This is a genomic window from Mucilaginibacter sp. GW822-FHT03E02 (assembly GCF_058801545.1).
Genome location: NZ_JBXANJ010000001.1, coordinates 2683782 through 2699714, shown reverse-complemented (window position 1 = coordinate 2699714; position 15933 = coordinate 2683782). Strand labels below are relative to the sequence as shown.

At 42.6% G+C, this 15933-nt stretch carries 12 protein-coding genes; 5 read left to right on the top strand and 7 right to left on the bottom strand.

The window, feature by feature from the left end; translation table 11 throughout:
• Positions 1-285 precede the first annotated feature (285 nt).
• Complete coding sequence (locus tag AC1RM2_RS11365) at positions 286-1995, bottom strand: SUMF1/EgtB/PvdO family nonheme iron enzyme (protein WP_492985201.1); 1710 nt, start codon at positions 1993-1995, stop codon at positions 286-288.
• 238 nt (positions 1996-2233) lie between these two features.
• Between AC1RM2_RS11365 and porV the strand changes: the two genes are divergently transcribed.
• Together porV and ispF are read left to right on the top strand one after the other, a co-directional pair.
• A complete protein-coding gene (porV, locus tag AC1RM2_RS11360) occupies positions 2234-3403 on the top strand; it encodes a type IX secretion system outer membrane channel protein PorV (protein WP_492985200.1) in 1170 nt (389 codons plus the stop codon).
• Between the two features lie 2 nt (positions 3404-3405).
• A complete protein-coding gene (ispF, locus tag AC1RM2_RS11355) occupies positions 3406-3888 on the top strand; it encodes a 2-C-methyl-D-erythritol 2,4-cyclodiphosphate synthase (protein ID WP_492985199.1) in 483 nt (160 codons plus the stop codon).
• Positions 3889-3968: 80 nt separating this feature from the next.
• Here ispF and AC1RM2_RS11350 read toward each other — a convergent pair whose 3' ends face one another.
• The 3 genes from AC1RM2_RS11350 to AC1RM2_RS11340 all read right to left on the bottom strand — a co-directional run bounded on the left by AC1RM2_RS11350 (position 3969) and on the right by AC1RM2_RS11340 (position 8906).
• On the bottom strand, positions 3969-7424 hold the full coding sequence (locus AC1RM2_RS11350) for a trifunctional glycoside hydrolase family 18/polysaccharide deacetylase/glycosyltransferase family 2 protein (RefSeq protein ID WP_492985198.1): 3456 nt from the start codon (positions 7422-7424) through the stop codon (positions 3969-3971).
• Positions 7425-7492: 68 nt separating this feature from the next.
• Positions 7493-7654, bottom strand: a complete 162-nt coding sequence (locus AC1RM2_RS11345; protein WP_492985197.1) for a FeoB-associated Cys-rich membrane protein — start codon at positions 7652-7654, stop codon at positions 7493-7495.
• Positions 7655-7712: 58 nt separating this feature from the next.
• Positions 7713-8906, bottom strand: a complete 1194-nt coding sequence (locus AC1RM2_RS11340) for a hypothetical protein (protein WP_492985196.1) — start codon at positions 8904-8906, stop codon at positions 7713-7715.
• Positions 8907-9212: 306 nt separating this feature from the next.
• Here AC1RM2_RS11340 and AC1RM2_RS11335 point away from each other — a divergent pair, with 306 nt between their 5' ends.
• Genes AC1RM2_RS11335 through AC1RM2_RS11325 form a run of 3 tightly spaced genes read left to right on the top strand, consistent with a single transcriptional unit; the run spans position 9213 to position 10945 of the window.
• A complete protein-coding gene (locus AC1RM2_RS11335) occupies positions 9213-10214 on the top strand; it encodes an NAD(P)H-dependent glycerol-3-phosphate dehydrogenase (RefSeq protein ID WP_492985195.1) in 1002 nt (333 codons plus the stop codon).
• A 33-nt stretch (positions 10215-10247) separates the two neighbouring features.
• A complete protein-coding gene (locus tag AC1RM2_RS11330) occupies positions 10248-10559 on the top strand; it encodes a hypothetical protein (RefSeq protein WP_492985194.1) in 312 nt (103 codons plus the stop codon).
• A gap of 50 nt (positions 10560-10609) precedes the next feature.
• Positions 10610-10945 carry a hypothetical protein gene (locus tag AC1RM2_RS11325; RefSeq protein WP_492985193.1) on the top strand — a complete coding sequence of 112 codons (336 nt, stop codon included), beginning with the start codon at positions 10610-10612 and terminating at the stop codon, positions 10943-10945.
• Positions 10946-11298: 353 nt separating this feature from the next.
• Here the strand turns inward: AC1RM2_RS11325 and AC1RM2_RS11320 are convergent, their stop codons facing one another.
• The 3 genes from AC1RM2_RS11320 to AC1RM2_RS11310 all read right to left on the bottom strand — a co-directional run bounded on the left by AC1RM2_RS11320 (position 11299) and on the right by AC1RM2_RS11310 (position 15930).
• On the bottom strand, positions 11299-13152 hold the full coding sequence (locus tag AC1RM2_RS11320) for a DEAD/DEAH box helicase (RefSeq protein WP_492985192.1): 1854 nt from the start codon (positions 13150-13152) through the stop codon (positions 11299-11301).
• A 203-nt stretch (positions 13153-13355) separates the two neighbouring features.
• Positions 13356-13997: a response regulator gene (locus tag AC1RM2_RS11315; protein ID WP_492985191.1), complete on the bottom strand. Its 642-nt coding sequence runs from the start codon at positions 13995-13997 to the stop codon at positions 13356-13358.
• Positions 13984-15930, bottom strand: coding sequence for a sensor histidine kinase (locus AC1RM2_RS11310; RefSeq protein ID WP_492985190.1), 1947 nt, complete (start codon positions 15928-15930; stop codon positions 13984-13986). The genes AC1RM2_RS11315 and AC1RM2_RS11310 overlap by 14 nt, the downstream gene beginning before the upstream one ends.
• Positions 15931-15933 lie beyond the last annotated feature (3 nt).

Genomic DNA, 15933 nt, shown 5'->3' with positions numbered 1-15933 from the left:
CTTACGCCAAATACCATGAGGTATTATGTTCATATATTTTTAGCAATGGGCTTACGACTTTCGTTAAAATACTGCTGGTAGTATTAGCGTAATTTGCCTATAGGCCAGTCTTGAGGATGCCAAATGCTACGATTTGTTGCCAATAATAGCTTGGTAGGTTGCCATTGATATGAGGGGGCAGGGTTAATTGTGCTCCTGGCTGCTCAGTTATGCTTGAAATGAACTAAACAAAAAAGGCCATTCAATACTGAACGGCCTTAATACTTAAGTTTAAAATTGGGTATCTTATTTAGCCTTAAATGGCTTTGGTTTTTTTACCGGGTAGTGTGGCTTGCCGTTAGGGTAAACTTCCGGAGCACCTACTAAGGTCATCGCGCAACGGAAACCAACTTCGGCACTTGACTCGTCTTCGTCCATAAAACGGCGGGTAGCGGGGTTCATCCAAAAAGCAAGGTCATTCCATGAACCACCTTTATAAACTTTCGAATGGTCATTTACCAATGAGGTTGTACCATACAGCGCAGTACTAACAGTATCTTTTTCGCCCCTGAAATCGGGATCGTATTTTTTGCCAGAATCTTTAACCAATGAAGCAACTGCAGCTTTAGTTGCCGCAGCGTTGGCAGGTGTTCCGGGAGCTGCAACGGCGCCGTTAGCAGGTGTGCCTTGCGCAGGTGCACTGTTAACAGTGTTTGGATCCTGGCCTTGCTGTAATGCCAGGTAGTCGGCATACTTCATTTTTTTGTTTGACTTGGCCGGATCTTTAATCGGCTTGCCATATTTGTCTTTAGCGTATAAGCCTTTTGACGGATCGGCTAAGCGTTTGTTGGTATACTGGTTACCACGGAAAGGATTAAAATCTTCAAATTCTTCAAAAGATGTTTGGCGGTAAGTATCCTGCACCCACTCGTTAACATTACCCGACATTTGGTATAAACCAAAATCATTTGGTGGGTAGGTACGTACCGGCGCTGTAATGTCGGCTTTATCATTCAAATAACCACCCACGCCCATGTTATCGCCGGCTCCTCTTTTAAAGTTGGCTAAAATCAAACCACGGGTTTTACTTTTTGCCGAACGAACGCCCATTCCGTTCCATGAATACATTTTCCCGTCATCAATATTTTCAAACTGGGTGTTGCCGGCCAATGCCAAAGCAGCATATTCCCATTCGGCTTCTGATGGTAAACGGTAAGCTTGTTTTAAAATACCGTCTTCCATACGTACCGGCCTTACGGGTTTTGCATTTTTGCCTGTTCCTGTAGTGGCGTTGGGGCTTAAGTTAGGCAGCATTTTTTTACCATCAACACCGGCACCTCTCATCTGGCCGTTCAAATAAATATCTGTATTAAATGGCTGTTGCGATGATCCGCTTGCGGCATTTGTACCGCCCGCAGCTCTTTTGCCACCTTTGGCATTTTGGTCTTTCCAGGTAACCAAACGGCCGGTTTCGCGCAAAATATTCTCGTTGGTACGGTCGGTACGCCATGAGCAATAATCTTGTGCCTGATCCCAGCTAACCCCTACAACCGGGTAGTCCTGAAATGCAGGGTGACGGAGGTAGTTGTCTACGTAAGGATCATTATATGATAATGGTTTACGCCACACCAGGGTATCTGGTAACGCATCGTAATATAATTCGCGATCTTGCGGGAAAGTGATGCTTAACCAGTGCAAATAATCAAGCCAGTCCTGGTTAGCTACTTCTGTTTCGTCCATATAAAACGAGGGTACGGTTACCCTGCGCCTTACATTGTTATAGTCATAAGTTACGTCCTGATCGGCACTGCCGCCCATTACAAAGGTACCACCTTCAATAGGTACCAGACCCGGACCAGGTGCGGGGTGTGTTTGCCTGTAACGCTCGTAACCACCATTGCTTTTGTTATTATAAACTAAACCGGTTTTTTGCGATGCCGGTGGTTTACTACAGCTGCTTACCAATGCACATGCGGCCGCAAGGGCTAAAGCAGTTTTAGTAAAAAGTATTTTCATAATTTTACAATTATATTAATGACGTAAATTTAGAAAAAAATGGACATAATGCTAACGCTAATGTATCTTCTTCTAAATAAATCAAACAATTATTGATGCTTTTAACGTAAAAGTAGCGCAGTTGGTTGCAATGTTTTGTTTTTTTTGATGATTTGCAGCGGATAATTCCTGCAAAAAAACCAATGTAAATTATGAGCCTATATTTATCAATTAAAATAATAAAGCTAAATTGCACCCAATGAAGTTTTTTACATTTCGGAATATAACCTTCTTATCATTGTATTTAGTGCCATTTACTGTTGTGGCGCAAACAAGTACTGATGGTAGCACATACAGAGGATCGCGCGTTGAGGTGCCTTTTTTGAACATTACCCCCGATTCGCGTTCGGGTGCAATGGGCGAGGCGGGTGTTGCTATTTCGCCGGATGTTAATGCCAATTTCTGGAATCCCTCAAAGCTTGCTTTTGTTGAAAGCAACGATGCTCTTTCGCTGTCATATTCTCCATGGCTAAGGCACCTGGTACCTGATATCAGTTTATCATACCTGAGTTACGCCCATAAAATAGACGATCGTAATACACTTGGTGCTTCATTGCGTTATTTTAATTACGGCTCGCTGCAATTAAATGACGATCAATCCAATAACCAAGGTACTTACACGCCAAATGAATTTTCGCTTGATGTTAGCTTTGCACGTAAGTTTGGCGAGAATTTTTCGTTGGGCTTAACAGCGCGTTATATTCATTCAAGTATTTCGAGTGTTTCATTTGCCACGGCAGGGTCAAGCCAAACAGGTAGGGCCGGCAATGCTTTTGCCGCCGATGTATCTATGTTTTATAAAACCACGTATGGAGATGATAACCTGTTTGCGTTTGGTGCCAATATATCTAACATCGGTACTAAAATTAGCTATACTACAAATGGGCCTAAATATTTTTTACCTGCCAATTTAAAGTTAGGCGCCGCCAATACCTGGAATCTTGACGAAAATAACCAAATAACGGTTGCTTTTGATGTAAACAAACTATTAACGCCTACTCCGCCTATAAAAGATGCAAACGGTACGATTATAAGCGGTAAAAATGATGACGTTTCGGTACCATCCGGCATTTTTCAGTCATTTGGTGATGCCCCTGGCGGTTTTAGCGAAGAACTGAAAGAAATTAGCCTATCGCCAGGAGCCGAATACTGGTATAATAACCAGTTTGCCATACGTGCCGGTTATTTATATGAAAACCCAAGCAAAAGCGACAGGCGCTATATCACCCTTGGGTTTGGCCTTAAATATGATATTTTTAAATTCGATTTCTCATACCTGGCAGCCAGCCAGCAAAATAGTCCTTTGGCCAATACCTTGCGTTTTAGTTTGTCGGCAAGTTTTGGCGGTACCTCCAATGTATCAAAATAATAATGGGTAAAATTAAAGTAGGGTTTGGTTTTGATGTTCACCAGTTACGTGAGCAGCACCCATTTGTTTTAGGCGGGGTTAATTTAGAGCACCACGCAGGCGCTTACGGCCACTCAGATGCCGATGTGCTTTTACATGCCATTTGCGATGCTTTGCTTGGCGCTGCCAACATGCGCGATATAGGTTTTCATTTCTCCAATACCGACAATCGTTGGAAAGGTATCAGTAGTCTTATCCTGCTTCAGCATGTTGTTGAACTTATAAAAGAAAAAGGCTTTAGTATCGGCAACATTGATGCCATGGTATGCTTGGAAGCGCCTAAGATTAATCCGCACATCCCGGCTATGAAGGTTCATATAGCCAAGGCAGCATCTATAAGCGAAGATGATATATCAATAAAAGCTACCACTAATGAGCAATTGGGCTTTATTGGCAGGGAAGAAGGTGTTGTGGCTTACGCGGTTTGCCTGATCGAAAGAGAATAACCTAAGAGGCAAGTGAGTCAAGACAAAAAGCATTCCAGATGCGGGTGTTTTTTGTCTCGATCTCCATACAGTTCTTCAGCCTACATGTACCACTTTTTTACCACCCAAAATACAATTGCGGCAATTATCAGCAAGATAACAATAATGTATATTGCTGAGTTATTCTTCTTTTGACCGCCTTTAATATTTACGTTCCCCGTCCGCTTCAGCACGCCCCATCCGCTTAACTCGCCTTTAAGGGCTTTACGCATCGATTTAAAGAGTACGTAATACATTAGCTGCCTCCACAGGAAACGTTGTGGTATAATGTAAATAAGCTTCCTGTAATCTTCTTTTTCCATACGGAAGGCTATGATGCCCACAATGAAATCGACGACCACGAAGGCCACATAATAGATGAGCATTTTCTCCGGCTTCTCGCCGAACAAGGCGAAGATCATCATCAAATCTGCCAGCGGGGAGAACAGGGGTAATACAATTTGGAAGATGAGGATATTAGGCATGCCCACCATCCCAAAGAACTTGTATTTTTTGTTAAATAGCGCATCGCGGTTTTTCCAGAAACTTTGGATAACTCCAAAACTCCAGCGGAAACGTTGTTTAAGCAACATATCAATAGTTTCCGGAGCTTCAGTATAAGCAATAGCCTCGGCACAATTTCTTACAATATAGCCCTGTTTAAGGATACGCATGGTTAAATCGCAATCTTCGGCCAATGTATCATAGGTAAAGCCGCCAGCCCGGAAAATGGCCGATTTGCGGAACGCGCCGATAGCACCCGGCACTACCGTAATGCTATTGATAAGGTCAAAAGCGCGGCGGTCCATATTTTGGGCGGTAATGTATTCTATCGACTGCCAGCGGGTAATGATGTTGGTTTCGTTACCAACTTTTACTGTACCCGCCACAGCGCCAATTTCCTCATCGGTAAAGTAGCTCATTAAGTGATAAATGGCATCGTTTTTAAGTTGCGTATCGGCATCAATACACACCACAAAATCGCTGGTGGCATGGGTTATCCCAAAGTTTAATGCCGATGCTTTACCCCCGTTTGGTTTAGTTAATATTTTAACCAGCGGATGCCCCTCATAAGCGGCAGATACTACCGCGAAAGTGTCGTCTTTGGATCCGTCGTCAACAAAAATAATTTCAAAAACGGGGTATTCTGTTTTTAATAAACTTTGTATGGTGGCAACAGCATTTACCTCCTCGTTATAAGCAGGTACAATAATGCTAACCGGAGGCAGGGGCAAGTTATCGCCGCGCAGTTTTGCTGTCTTTTTGTTCTCGCTGTTTTGCCTGACCGCCAGTATGGCAATTAAAACAATACGGCCGATGGCCAGGAATATAGCCGACAAGAACACGTATATTAAAAACCAGCTAAAATAATAATAGGCATGTACTGAAACATCATACATCGGGCCAAAAATGCCGGTATGATCGTCCTTTATAGGCGGCATCAGGTCATCCTTGGTTTTGTCAAGCACATCGGCAATGGTGGTAAACTCATAGCCATGTGTTTTAAAGTAATGGATAATAGCGGGCAACGCCTTCACCGTTTCTTCGCGGGTATCGCCGCCGGCGTCATGCAACAGGATCATCGACCCATTGTTGGCCTGCCTGATGGTGCGGGCAACAATGCTATCGGCTGTTACGCCGGGCTGCCAATCCCATGGGTCAATAGATTCGCCAATGGTGATGTAGCTTTGCCTGCGGCTTTCGGCAACAGGAATAACTTCGGCCAAGGTTTCGGGCTCGGCATCCGCATTAAATGGCGGGCGGAACAAGATGGTACTGCGCCCGGTAACCGATTCGATGATCTTACGGGTGGCATTTAGCTCCAGCACCACACGTTGCAGGCTGATGGTTGATATATCCGGGTGGAAAAACGTGTGGTTGCCAATTTCATAACCGTCCTCATAAATGCGCCTGAGGATAGCTATATTTTTTTCGGCCATGGAACCAACTACGAAAAACGAGGCCGGAACTTTTTCTTTTTGAAGGATATCCAGAATGCGCGGGGTATAATCCGGGTCGGGGCCATCATCAAAGGTTAAAACAACCTTTTTAGGCTTATACCCATACTTACGGATCATGTACTTGGTAGGTAGTGTTTTATAGGTTTGCGCCGTGATGGTATAGTTGCCTGTATCCAGTTTTACATCAATCTCGCCGGTTTGGGGTGTGGTTATAAGGTCGAGCACCTCTCCATCGCCATCATACTCTACGTTTTTGCGGCTGTTTAAACCAACAGAGGTCAGGCGCTTCATATCTACGCCTGTTTTACGCAGTGAATCGATAGACAGGTTTTTTTGGAAAAACGACCAAAGCCTTGGATCTTCGGTACCCATGCGCCATAGTGCTACGCCACCAGTTGCCCAGTCATCGGCCATGCGGATAACGTTAAAGTTGGTAGCTGCATCGGCAAAGTAAATGTCATGATCAAGGCTGTCCTTATCCATGTAAGCAAAATGCGAGTTGGCCGAAACAGGATCAAAAGTGATCTTGCTTTGGTTTTCCTTTGCGGTACTGATGGCCTGCTGATAACCTATTGATTTGCCAATGCTGGTTTCGCGCCAGTCATAAGCGCCGCCTGCAAATGTTAAAATGATTTTTTCGCTGGGTACTTTGCTGCATACATCATCCAGTATCTGCTCAACCCAGTGCTGGTTTGATAAATCGCCGGGGTTGCTTAATTCATTATGCTCATCAATGGCCATAATGAACAGGAAGTCGTTAACATGCTGTAATCGCACAATATCGTACGATTCATCTTCGGGCACTACGTTTTGTGTCACCAGGAAACCTTTGGCCTTAAGGGTTTTGTAAAGCTCGGTTTGAAAAGTGATGTAGTTTTTGCTGTTGCGGTCTTTTATTTCGTCAAGGTCAATATTGATGCCTTTAAACTTATATTTTGTAAGTGCGTTTGTAATGCTATTGATAAAACCAGCCCGCAAAGCAGGATTTTTAATAATGCGTTCAACATCCTTGCTATCATAACCACCCTGCTGGTTGTTTTTATTTACATAGTTTGATAGCGTGAGTATAATTGGCTTATTGTATTTTTTATTAACGTTGATAAGGCCGGTATCAACTTTGGTGATTACGGTATCCACACCCGGAAGAATAGAAAAGCCTTCGCTTACCACCATATCCAGCTTGGGCATATTGTCAAGCAGCGAATAATAGGCCTGTGGTTCCCATGGGCGGTAAAAGGCAACATTCAGGCGGTCTTTATTGTTAGGGTGCTTGCGCTGGTGTTGTCGTTTGGCTCGTTCAAGCGCTTCAATTTCGCTTTTTTGTATCTTGAACGACCTGTATTTGGTTGACCGCTTGATTTGCGCAAGCTCTTCTTTCGACATTTTTTTTGGCGCCAGGTCAAGGCTTGGGAGGCTGGGGTAATAGGTAGATTTAATGGTGACTATTACGGCTATAATGCCTACTACCAAAAATGCAAGCAGCACACGGCTGAGCCATTTAAAGCGGTTCCATCTGCCGGGGGTATCTGCCTGAAAAATTTGCTTATTTGAAGCCATTAAGTGAGATTACTTCTGGTTTAAAAGTATAGGTAACAAATGAAGATATGATGAATGGATGTTGTAACTTATTTGCCTGTTTTGCCCGGCTCGATGCCCGAAAAATCAACACCGCATTTACAATTGCCACCGCAGCTTTTTTTGGCCGTGAGGCTTTTATACATCATACGGCCAATGTAAAAAACAGCAGCGGCAAAAAGAAGAATAACTAAAATTACCTGGATGTTCATGGTGCAAAAATACTTAATTTTTAATATATACGTACAGACGCCTTTAATAGTATATAGTTTAACGTGGCATAAAGGCAATTGTTCCGCCAACCCAGTCAAAATCTTTATTATATCGTACGCCAATCATCTTTCCGCGGCTTAACCGGGCCAAATTTATAGCCAGTGTGGGTTTTTCATCACCATCCGGCCATAGGTACAACAACCTGATTTCGGCCTTTACACCGCCATCAGGCGATTGCACAACCGGCTCGTAGTTTACTTTTTGCTGTAATATCCAGTTTTCCGGATCTTTAATACTGCGGACATCGTCCACAGTAACATCAATAATTACACCCTGCCCGGCAAAAGAAAACAGGGGTTTTAATACGTAGTTTTCCAGATCGGCCGGCAGGTAATCTACCTGGTGCAAAAACTGTGTTTTGGGGATATAATCGCCGCTTAAAAAAGGCATGGTAAATTTACTGACGCGATAAAACCAATTGGGATGGGTTATCCACTCCACATCAAAAGGCTTCCTGATATCAACAACCTTTTCAAAAATCTCCGGATCGTTATCAATTTCATCAAAAATCAAGCGGTTATAAATACGCTTAATTGATTGATGTTCACCATCCGCCTTATAAGATAGCTGATTACCTTGTTGTACCAGTTCGCTTAAAGATACCACCGGGATGCCAAGGTATTTTTCTGTAATATAGAAGTCGACTGCGGTTTTTTGCTCCGGGGCATTTACATCCATTAAAACAACTTCGGCTGGTTTGCAATCGCCAATAATTGTTTTTTTGAGCAGAGCGACGTAAGCGGCTTTATCCAGCCCGCTAAAATAAACGGTTTCATCACCGGCAATATCAAAAACATCCGCATAAACATCGCCCAGCAAAACCTGGAAACCATATAATGACGGAAACCCCTGCATTTCTATCAGCTGGGGTACAATATTGCCATGGGCATCTTTACAGATACCAAAATCGAGGGCTATAAAGTGAGGATGGTTGTTTTCATTGGCAACACGCCACTTATCGGGGATTGCCCGCTCGGTAAGTTCCTTGAAGCCGGGTTGCAGAATGGTGCCCAGAATGTCATCACCGGCGGCTATCAGTCTGTCGCGAAAATCGGCCGTCAGGAAAACAGGTGTCTCGGCTACACGGAATTGCACAGGATTGTGCAACCCATCATTAAGCTTTGCTAAAAACTCCTGGTATTTTGCGTTGGTAAAGCCTGCGTTAAATTTATTCCTGGCTGATGGGTTCATATGGTAAATAAAGTTACCCATCAGCCCCACCCAAACCCTCCCCGGAAGGGGGGGGGCTTAAAAAAAAGTCTCCCCTGCCGGGGGAGATTTAGAGGGGGCTGGTGGCGGATACGTTTATAAACAAACTTAACCAATTTAGTTTATCATTTTAAAAGTCCTTTATCTTTAGTCCTCATTAAAAACATTTTCAAAAACATTTTCGCCTTTTACCTTTAACCTTTCGCCTTTCCCCTTATGTAAATAAAAATTCCTTAATTTGCTTTGTCAATTAAAACTTAAACCTGGCATTACTACTTTATTTATTCAATGTACAAGAAAAAGATAACCGTTGTTGGCGGAGGAAGCTGGGCTACTGCCAATGTAAAAATGTTGGTTGATAACACTACCGAAAAAGAAGTTTTTTGGTGGATGAGGAATGCGCAGGCTGTAGAACATTTGCATAAGTTTGGCCATAACCCTTATTATTTAAGTTCGGTTGAAATAAAGCTGCCTAAAGAAAATATATCAACAGATTTAAAATCGTTGATAAAGGGGGCCGATTTTGTATTACTAAATGTACCTGCGGCGTTTTTAAAGGAAGCGTTAACCGGTATTACTCCGGCGGATTTGGCAGGTAAAAAAATTATATCGGCTATAAAGGGTATTGTGCCCGATGAAAATTTAATTATAGGCGAGTTTTTGCACCAAAAATATGGTATTCCGTTTGAGGATTTTATAGTGATAAGCGGCCCTTGCCATGCAGAAGAAGTGGCATTAGAAAAACTTTCTTACCTCACCATTGCATCGGGTGATGCTGCTTTGGCCGCGGAATTTGCGGGGATGATTAATACCCGCTACATTAAAACCAACGTATCTGATGATATTTATGGCACCGAGTGGGGTGCCGTGTTGAAAAACGTATATGCCATAGCCGGTGGTATTTGCCACGGAGTGGGATATGGCGATAATTTTCAGTCGGTACTTATTTCAAACGCTATACGCGAGCTGGAAAGGTTTGTTGATGTGGTGCACCCTATTAACCGTGATATTAAAGAATCGGCTTACCTGGGCGACTTGCTGGTTACTGCCTACTCGCAGTTTAGCCGCAACCGTACTTTTGGTAATATGATAGGGAAGGGCTACACCGTTACATCGGCCCAGCTTGAAATGAATATGGTTGCCGAAGGCTATTATGCAGTAAATTGCCTACAGCAGGTTAACAAACAGTACAAGGTAAATATGCCCATTTGCGATGCTGTTTATGCTATTTTGTATCAAAAACAGTCGCCTGTGGTAGAAATGAGGCTTTTGGCCGAGAAATTGAGTTAATAATAATAACATTAACTCAATTTGTTCATTACCATGAAAAATCTATTCAAAATCGCAATGTTTGCGGCCGGTACATTTATAATATCGCCCGCTTTTGCGCAAACCCATAAGGACAGTACAATTGGACATAAAATTTCAAAAGCCGCTAAAAAGGTTGGTCATAAAACATCACAGATTGCGGCTAATGGCGCATCGGCGGTAGTTGATAAGAAGTACGAAGGAAAGGTTGGACCTGGCAACCATACTGTTTATATTGATGAGCACGATAAATACTATTACGTAAACAAAAAAGGTCACCGGGTTTATGTAAAAAAATCTCAGCTTATTGATAAACCCGAAAAATAAAAGTTGTATCTTAACAGTGCAGGCTTAGGCCTGCACTTACCATGTTTGCCATGAAAAAATATGCTTTAGTGATGCCAGCTGTTTATGCCCTTACGTTGTTTGCATTTTCATGTAACAGCAACCAGGCTGCAAAAAGCGAGGTTAACAAAAAATTAATGGGCAAATGGGTATCAAAAGATGGTGCTACTAAACTGGAGATAACTGACAAAGGTTTTACTACTGATGATGGACAACCGGTTACCGAAGATTACTTTGTGCAAAAAGATACCATTTTTACATCGTACCAGGGTAGCCGCCCCTATACCAAATTCCTGATTAAGAACCTGGACGACCATAAGCTTACCTTGTTTTATCCAGATTCGGATTTGGTTGAGTTTGCGAGGTAGGTGAAAGATCGTCATTGCGAGGTACGAAGCAATCCCGAGCTATGTGGGACTAAGCCTGTAGGGGATTGCTTCGTACCTCGCAATGACGGTTCTAATATATTTTAAGCTGCGGTTTGTATCCTCACAAACCGCAGCTTCGAAAGCTTTGAAAACTCCCATAAAAAACAAAAGCCCTCATGCTGGCGGCATTGAAGGCTTTGTTAACAAAACTAAACTAAAACTTGCTTCCTTACCAGGGGAAGCCCATGAAAACTATCTTTTATTGAGTAGTAAGTATTTAGTATCAAGTAGTAAGATAATAGAAGCTTTACTGAAGCTATCTTGTTACTTACTACTTGATACTTACTACTAATTTAGAATCTTCTTTTGCGTTCCGGGCGATCTTCGCGGGGTTTGCCCGAGAAGTCACGGAAGCCACCACTACGACGATCGCCGCCGCCTGAGTTGCTTCTTTCGCCACCACGGTAACCACCGCCGCCTTCGCGACGTTCGCCACCACGATAACCACCACCGCCTTCGCGACGCTCGCCTCCACGGTGACCACCGCCGCCTTCACGACGGTCGCTGGTGCCTTCGCCGGATACTTCTATCCGAACCGGGCGGCCTTTATATTCGGCGCCCTGGAAGCCAGCATTTACTTTTTCAACATCCTCATTTGGTACTTCAAAGAAAGAGTAAACACCCTTAACATCTATTTTACCAACGCTGCGGCCGCTAATTTTTGATTGATTGCAAATGTAACCTAACAAATCGCCACGGTTAAATTCATCAACCGAACCTAAGTTTATAAATAAACGGGTGTAAGCAGACGGGCCACTCGAAGCACCACGTTCGCCACGCTCACCTCGGTCATCCCTATCCCTGCGATTGCCTTCTTCAACGCTTGCGTTAAGGTCAGGTGCATTTTTGTAATAATCAAGGAAACGGTTAAACTCGATAGAAGCAAAGCGTTTGATGAACTCTTCTTTGCTCATATCCTTAAACTCGTCCATAATACGCGGGATGTATTGCTCAATTTGCTGCTCATTAACCTGTACGTTATGTACTTTATGAACAATAGAGAATAATTGTTTTTCGCAAACATCAAACCCTGTTGGTATTTCGGCTTTAACAAAGCGTTTACCCAGGGTGCGCTCAATCTGGCGTATTTTACCTAATTCTTTGGCGTTGATAATGCTGATAGATACACCTGTTTTACCTGCACGGGCTGTACGGCCGCTACGGTGGGTGTAGTTTTCAACCTCATCTGGTAACGAGTAGTTAATAACGTGTGTTACATCATTAACATCAATGCCACGTGCGGCAACATCAGTAGCAATTAACAATTGCAGGCTGCGCTCGCGGTAACGTTTCATTACTTTATCGCGTTGCTGTTGTGACAGGTCGCCATGTAAAGAATCGGCATTGTAACCGTCTTTTATCAGGGCTTCTGCAATATCCTGGGTTTCAATTTTGGTACGGCAAAATACGATACCAAAAATGTCAGGATTAAAATCAACAATACGTTTAAAAGCGGCATACTTATCACGTGCACGTACTATATAGTACTCGTGCTCAATGTTGGCATTGCCGGTGTTTTTTGTGCCCATGGTAAGCTCAAACGGCTCATTCATGTACTTTTTCGCTATACGGCGAACTTCAGTTGGCATGGTGGCCGAAAACAGCCAGGTTTTTTTCTCGTCCGGAGTGGTAGATAAGATATTATCAATGTCTTCCTGAAAGCCCATATTGAGCATTTCATCAGCTTCATCCAATACTACAAATTTTACCTTCGAAAAATCTATCGCCTTACGGTTAATGATATCAAGCATACGGCCTGGTGTGGCTACAACGATCTGTACGCCGCGTTTAATCTGGCGTAGCTGATCCATAATGCTTGCTCCGCCATAAACGGCCACAACGTGAACGTTGTCCATTTTTTTGGAGTAATTTTTAATGTCGTTCGTGATCTGTAAACAAAGTTCACGTGTTGGGCATAAAACAAGTGCCTGTGGATGATTTTCTTCAAAATCCAACAGTTCTAATAATGGTAGGCCAAAGGCAGCAGTCTTACCGGTCCCGGTTTGGGCTAATCCGACAAAATCGTTGCTGCCTGTTAACAATACCGGAATTGACTGTTCCTGGATTGGCGTTGGGTTTTCAAACCCTAACTCAGAGATGGCATTAACAATATCATGACGGATTCCCAGTTCAATAAATGGGTTCATGAATTAAAATAACGAATTTGGCAACATCGCCAAATCGGGCGCAAAGATAGCGTTAATATTTTTCAAAAGCAATACGTATATACAAACAGATTTGCTTTTCGTGGATATATTTTCAAATTGATGCTAATTGCCTTTAAAATAGCTATTTAATTATGGGGTTTGTAATTTATGGGGTTGCTTTTATAATGCCGGATGCTGTTTTTCTACTCTACTATCCGGTTACTTAGTGCAAAAACAATCAACTCAGTGATATTCTTCACTTCCAGCTTTCTGAAAATGTTTTTGCGATGGGTTTCAATGGTAAGGCTGCTCAGAAATAATTTTCCGGCTATCTCCTTGGTGGTTAATCCATTTTTTAGCAGCTGAATCAGCTCAATCTCGCGTTTGGTGAGCTTGTATTTTTTGATTAGATCATCACTATAAGTTTGCTGAAAAGGCTGCTGGCGGTTATTATGGTAGTAGGTTTGGCCGGCCATAACGGTATTGATAATGGTAATCAGTTGCTCGGTAGTGGATGCTTTGGGGATATAGCCATGCCCGTACTGCATGCATTGTTTAATAATATTCCTTTCCTCGTACATGGATATAAATATGATACGGATAGCCGGGAAATCTTTTTGGATTTGCCTGGCGGCCTCGATGCCATTCATGTAAGGCATTAAAACATCCATCAGGATAAGGTGGGGTACTTTGGTGTTTAGCAATTGCATTAATTGTTTGCCATTGGTTACCTTATCTATTACTTTAAGGTTGCCAGTCCGCGCCAATGACTGCTCAACCCCAATTGAAAAGGCGGGATGATCTTCGGCAATGATGATTTGGATAGCTGGTTTAGCTGGCGTCATTATCGTTAATTAAATCGTGTTTAAGGTCAAAAGGTATTGATATGATAAATGTCGATCCATTTTTGCTGGTATCAATGTGCATTTCCCCGTTCAGGAATTCAACCCTCGAGGCGATGTTTTTTAAGCCAATTCCTGCTTTATTTACTACGGTGCTCATCCCTATCCCGTTATCTTCAATTATTATCTGGATGCCGGTGCTCAGTACAGCCAGCTGCACGCTGGCTTCAGATGCATCGGAGTGTTTAGTAATGTTGGTAATTAATTCATTAATAATACGATAAATTAAAATAGCAGTGGTTACTTTATCTATTTTTTCTTCGTCGCCCTCGGTAACCAACTGAAACTTTATCCTGCCATTATAGTTAATATCGTCAACCCGGCTTTGGAGGGCTATAAACAGCCCATCCTCCGAAAAATCAGGCGGGAGCAAGTCATGTGAAATGGCCCTTACATCTTCTGTAACCTTCGTGATCAGGTCAATTGACCGTTGATAATCTAAAGTTTCCTGTTTTGTTTTGGCCTTTTCCGGGTGGTTGCTTAAATGCAGTTTCAGGGTGCTTAAAGTGGCGCCAACATCGTCATGCAAATCGCGGGCTATGCGCTCGCGTTCCAATTCCTGTATCTTAATAATTTCCCGGGCCCAGCTGGTGCGCATATTAAAAGTTTCGTTAAGGGCCCGGATGCTATCGTTTTTTTCTTTTTTGTATTTAAAAACGAATATAACCGTAAGGGCCAGTATCTCGAAGGTAAATGCCACTACGATGTTGCCGGGCGGAATAAAAAAAAGCTGGCCAAGTTCAAGTGTGTTTAGTAAAAAGTCAAGAAAAGCAAATAACAGGAAAATGGTAGATATTGAGTAAATAATGGTATAATAGTGTTTTTTTACAACGCCGGCAACTACATTAATACCTATCAACATTAAGCCGGCCAGGGTGAGATAATTGGCGGTAAGGCGCACAAAAGCAACAAAAGTATTATTGGCAGGTAAAACAAATGAATTAGCAAAAACGAGTGCCAGGACAATTAACGCTATAACTTTATATACCCTGAAAATTTTATAAAGTAATTTAAAATCTTGTTTTTGGTTGATGAATATTTGCAAAATATTAATGCCAAGGTAAACGGGTAAAAGCAGGAACAGGCTTTTGGGTATAAGCGCCCATGGTTTGTATAGCCAATCTGGAAATGTGAACGTGTCTAACAAAAACTCATTGATATTAAACCCGATGAGTGATAACACGTATGCCGCATGCCACAGGTGTAACTTGTTTTTAAGCGCAAACCAAAGCAAAACGTTAAATACCAGTGCAAACAGAAAATAGCCTATGAATTTGCCCAGCAGGAACGAGTTATGCGTTTCGTATTGTAAATAATCCTCAGTTGTAGTGATATCAGTAGGGAAGTAAATGTTATCGGTATTAATAGCGTGCACCTTTACCAGCAACAGCTTTGTTTGCTGCGGCGCCATGAGTATTTTGAACGATGGACTCCTTACCGGGTACTCGCGTTTATCAAGCGGGTTTAAACTCGATTGGGTGCCGTGAAATTTTAAGGGCAGCCTGCCATCATCAGCTTCGTATAAATCAAATGACAGGTAGTTGTTATAAAAGCTCCACAATATGGGGATTTGGATGGTGGTGTCGTTTTTTACATAAACGGCCAGCCAGTAGCTATCGCCCGTAAAACCACGGTTAAACACTTTCCGGTTACGGTCGTGCTTAAATTTATAGGCTTTAAGGCTATCGTAAGCGGCATTTGGGGTTAATGTGCCTGTGCCATCCTTAAACCAGGTGTAATAGTTGCTCAGGTAATCATTAACGGGGCCTTTAACAAGTAAAGTATCGATATTATTTGCCGAAACGCGTAAGCAGGCGCACAATATTACCGGTAAAATAAAGGCCTTAAGGTTGGCAAATTTTGTTAATAAACCCATTAC

What these genes read in the sequence shown, in the direction of transcription:
- AC1RM2_RS11365 (WP_492985201.1), bottom strand. Translation starts at nt 1,995, where the DNA reads ATGAAAATACTTTTTACTAAAACTGCTTTAGCCCTTGCGGCCGCATGT.
- porV (WP_492985200.1), top strand. Translation starts at nt 2,234, where the DNA reads ATGAAGTTTTTTACATTTCGGAATATAACCTTCTTATCATTGTATTTA.
- ispF (WP_492985199.1), top strand. Translation starts at nt 3,406, where the DNA reads ATGGGTAAAATTAAAGTAGGGTTTGGTTTTGATGTTCACCAGTTACGT.
- AC1RM2_RS11350 (WP_492985198.1), bottom strand. Translation starts at nt 7,424, where the DNA reads ATGGCTTCAAATAAGCAAATTTTTCAGGCAGATACCCCCGGCAGATGG.
- AC1RM2_RS11345 (WP_492985197.1), bottom strand. Translation starts at nt 7,654, where the DNA reads ATGAACATCCAGGTAATTTTAGTTATTCTTCTTTTTGCCGCTGCTGTT.
- AC1RM2_RS11340 (WP_492985196.1), bottom strand. Translation starts at nt 8,906, where the DNA reads ATGAACCCATCAGCCAGGAATAAATTTAACGCAGGCTTTACCAACGCA.
- AC1RM2_RS11335 (WP_492985195.1), top strand. Translation starts at nt 9,213, where the DNA reads ATGTACAAGAAAAAGATAACCGTTGTTGGCGGAGGAAGCTGGGCTACT.
- AC1RM2_RS11330 (WP_492985194.1), top strand. Translation starts at nt 10,248, where the DNA reads ATGAAAAATCTATTCAAAATCGCAATGTTTGCGGCCGGTACATTTATA.
- AC1RM2_RS11325 (WP_492985193.1), top strand. Translation starts at nt 10,610, where the DNA reads ATGAAAAAATATGCTTTAGTGATGCCAGCTGTTTATGCCCTTACGTTG.
- AC1RM2_RS11320 (WP_492985192.1), bottom strand. Translation starts at nt 13,152, where the DNA reads ATGAACCCATTTATTGAACTGGGAATCCGTCATGATATTGTTAATGCC.
- AC1RM2_RS11315 (WP_492985191.1), bottom strand. Translation starts at nt 13,997, where the DNA reads ATGACGCCAGCTAAACCAGCTATCCAAATCATCATTGCCGAAGATCAT.
- AC1RM2_RS11310 (WP_492985190.1), bottom strand. Translation starts at nt 15,930, where the DNA reads ATGGGTTTATTAACAAAATTTGCCAACCTTAAGGCCTTTATTTTACCG.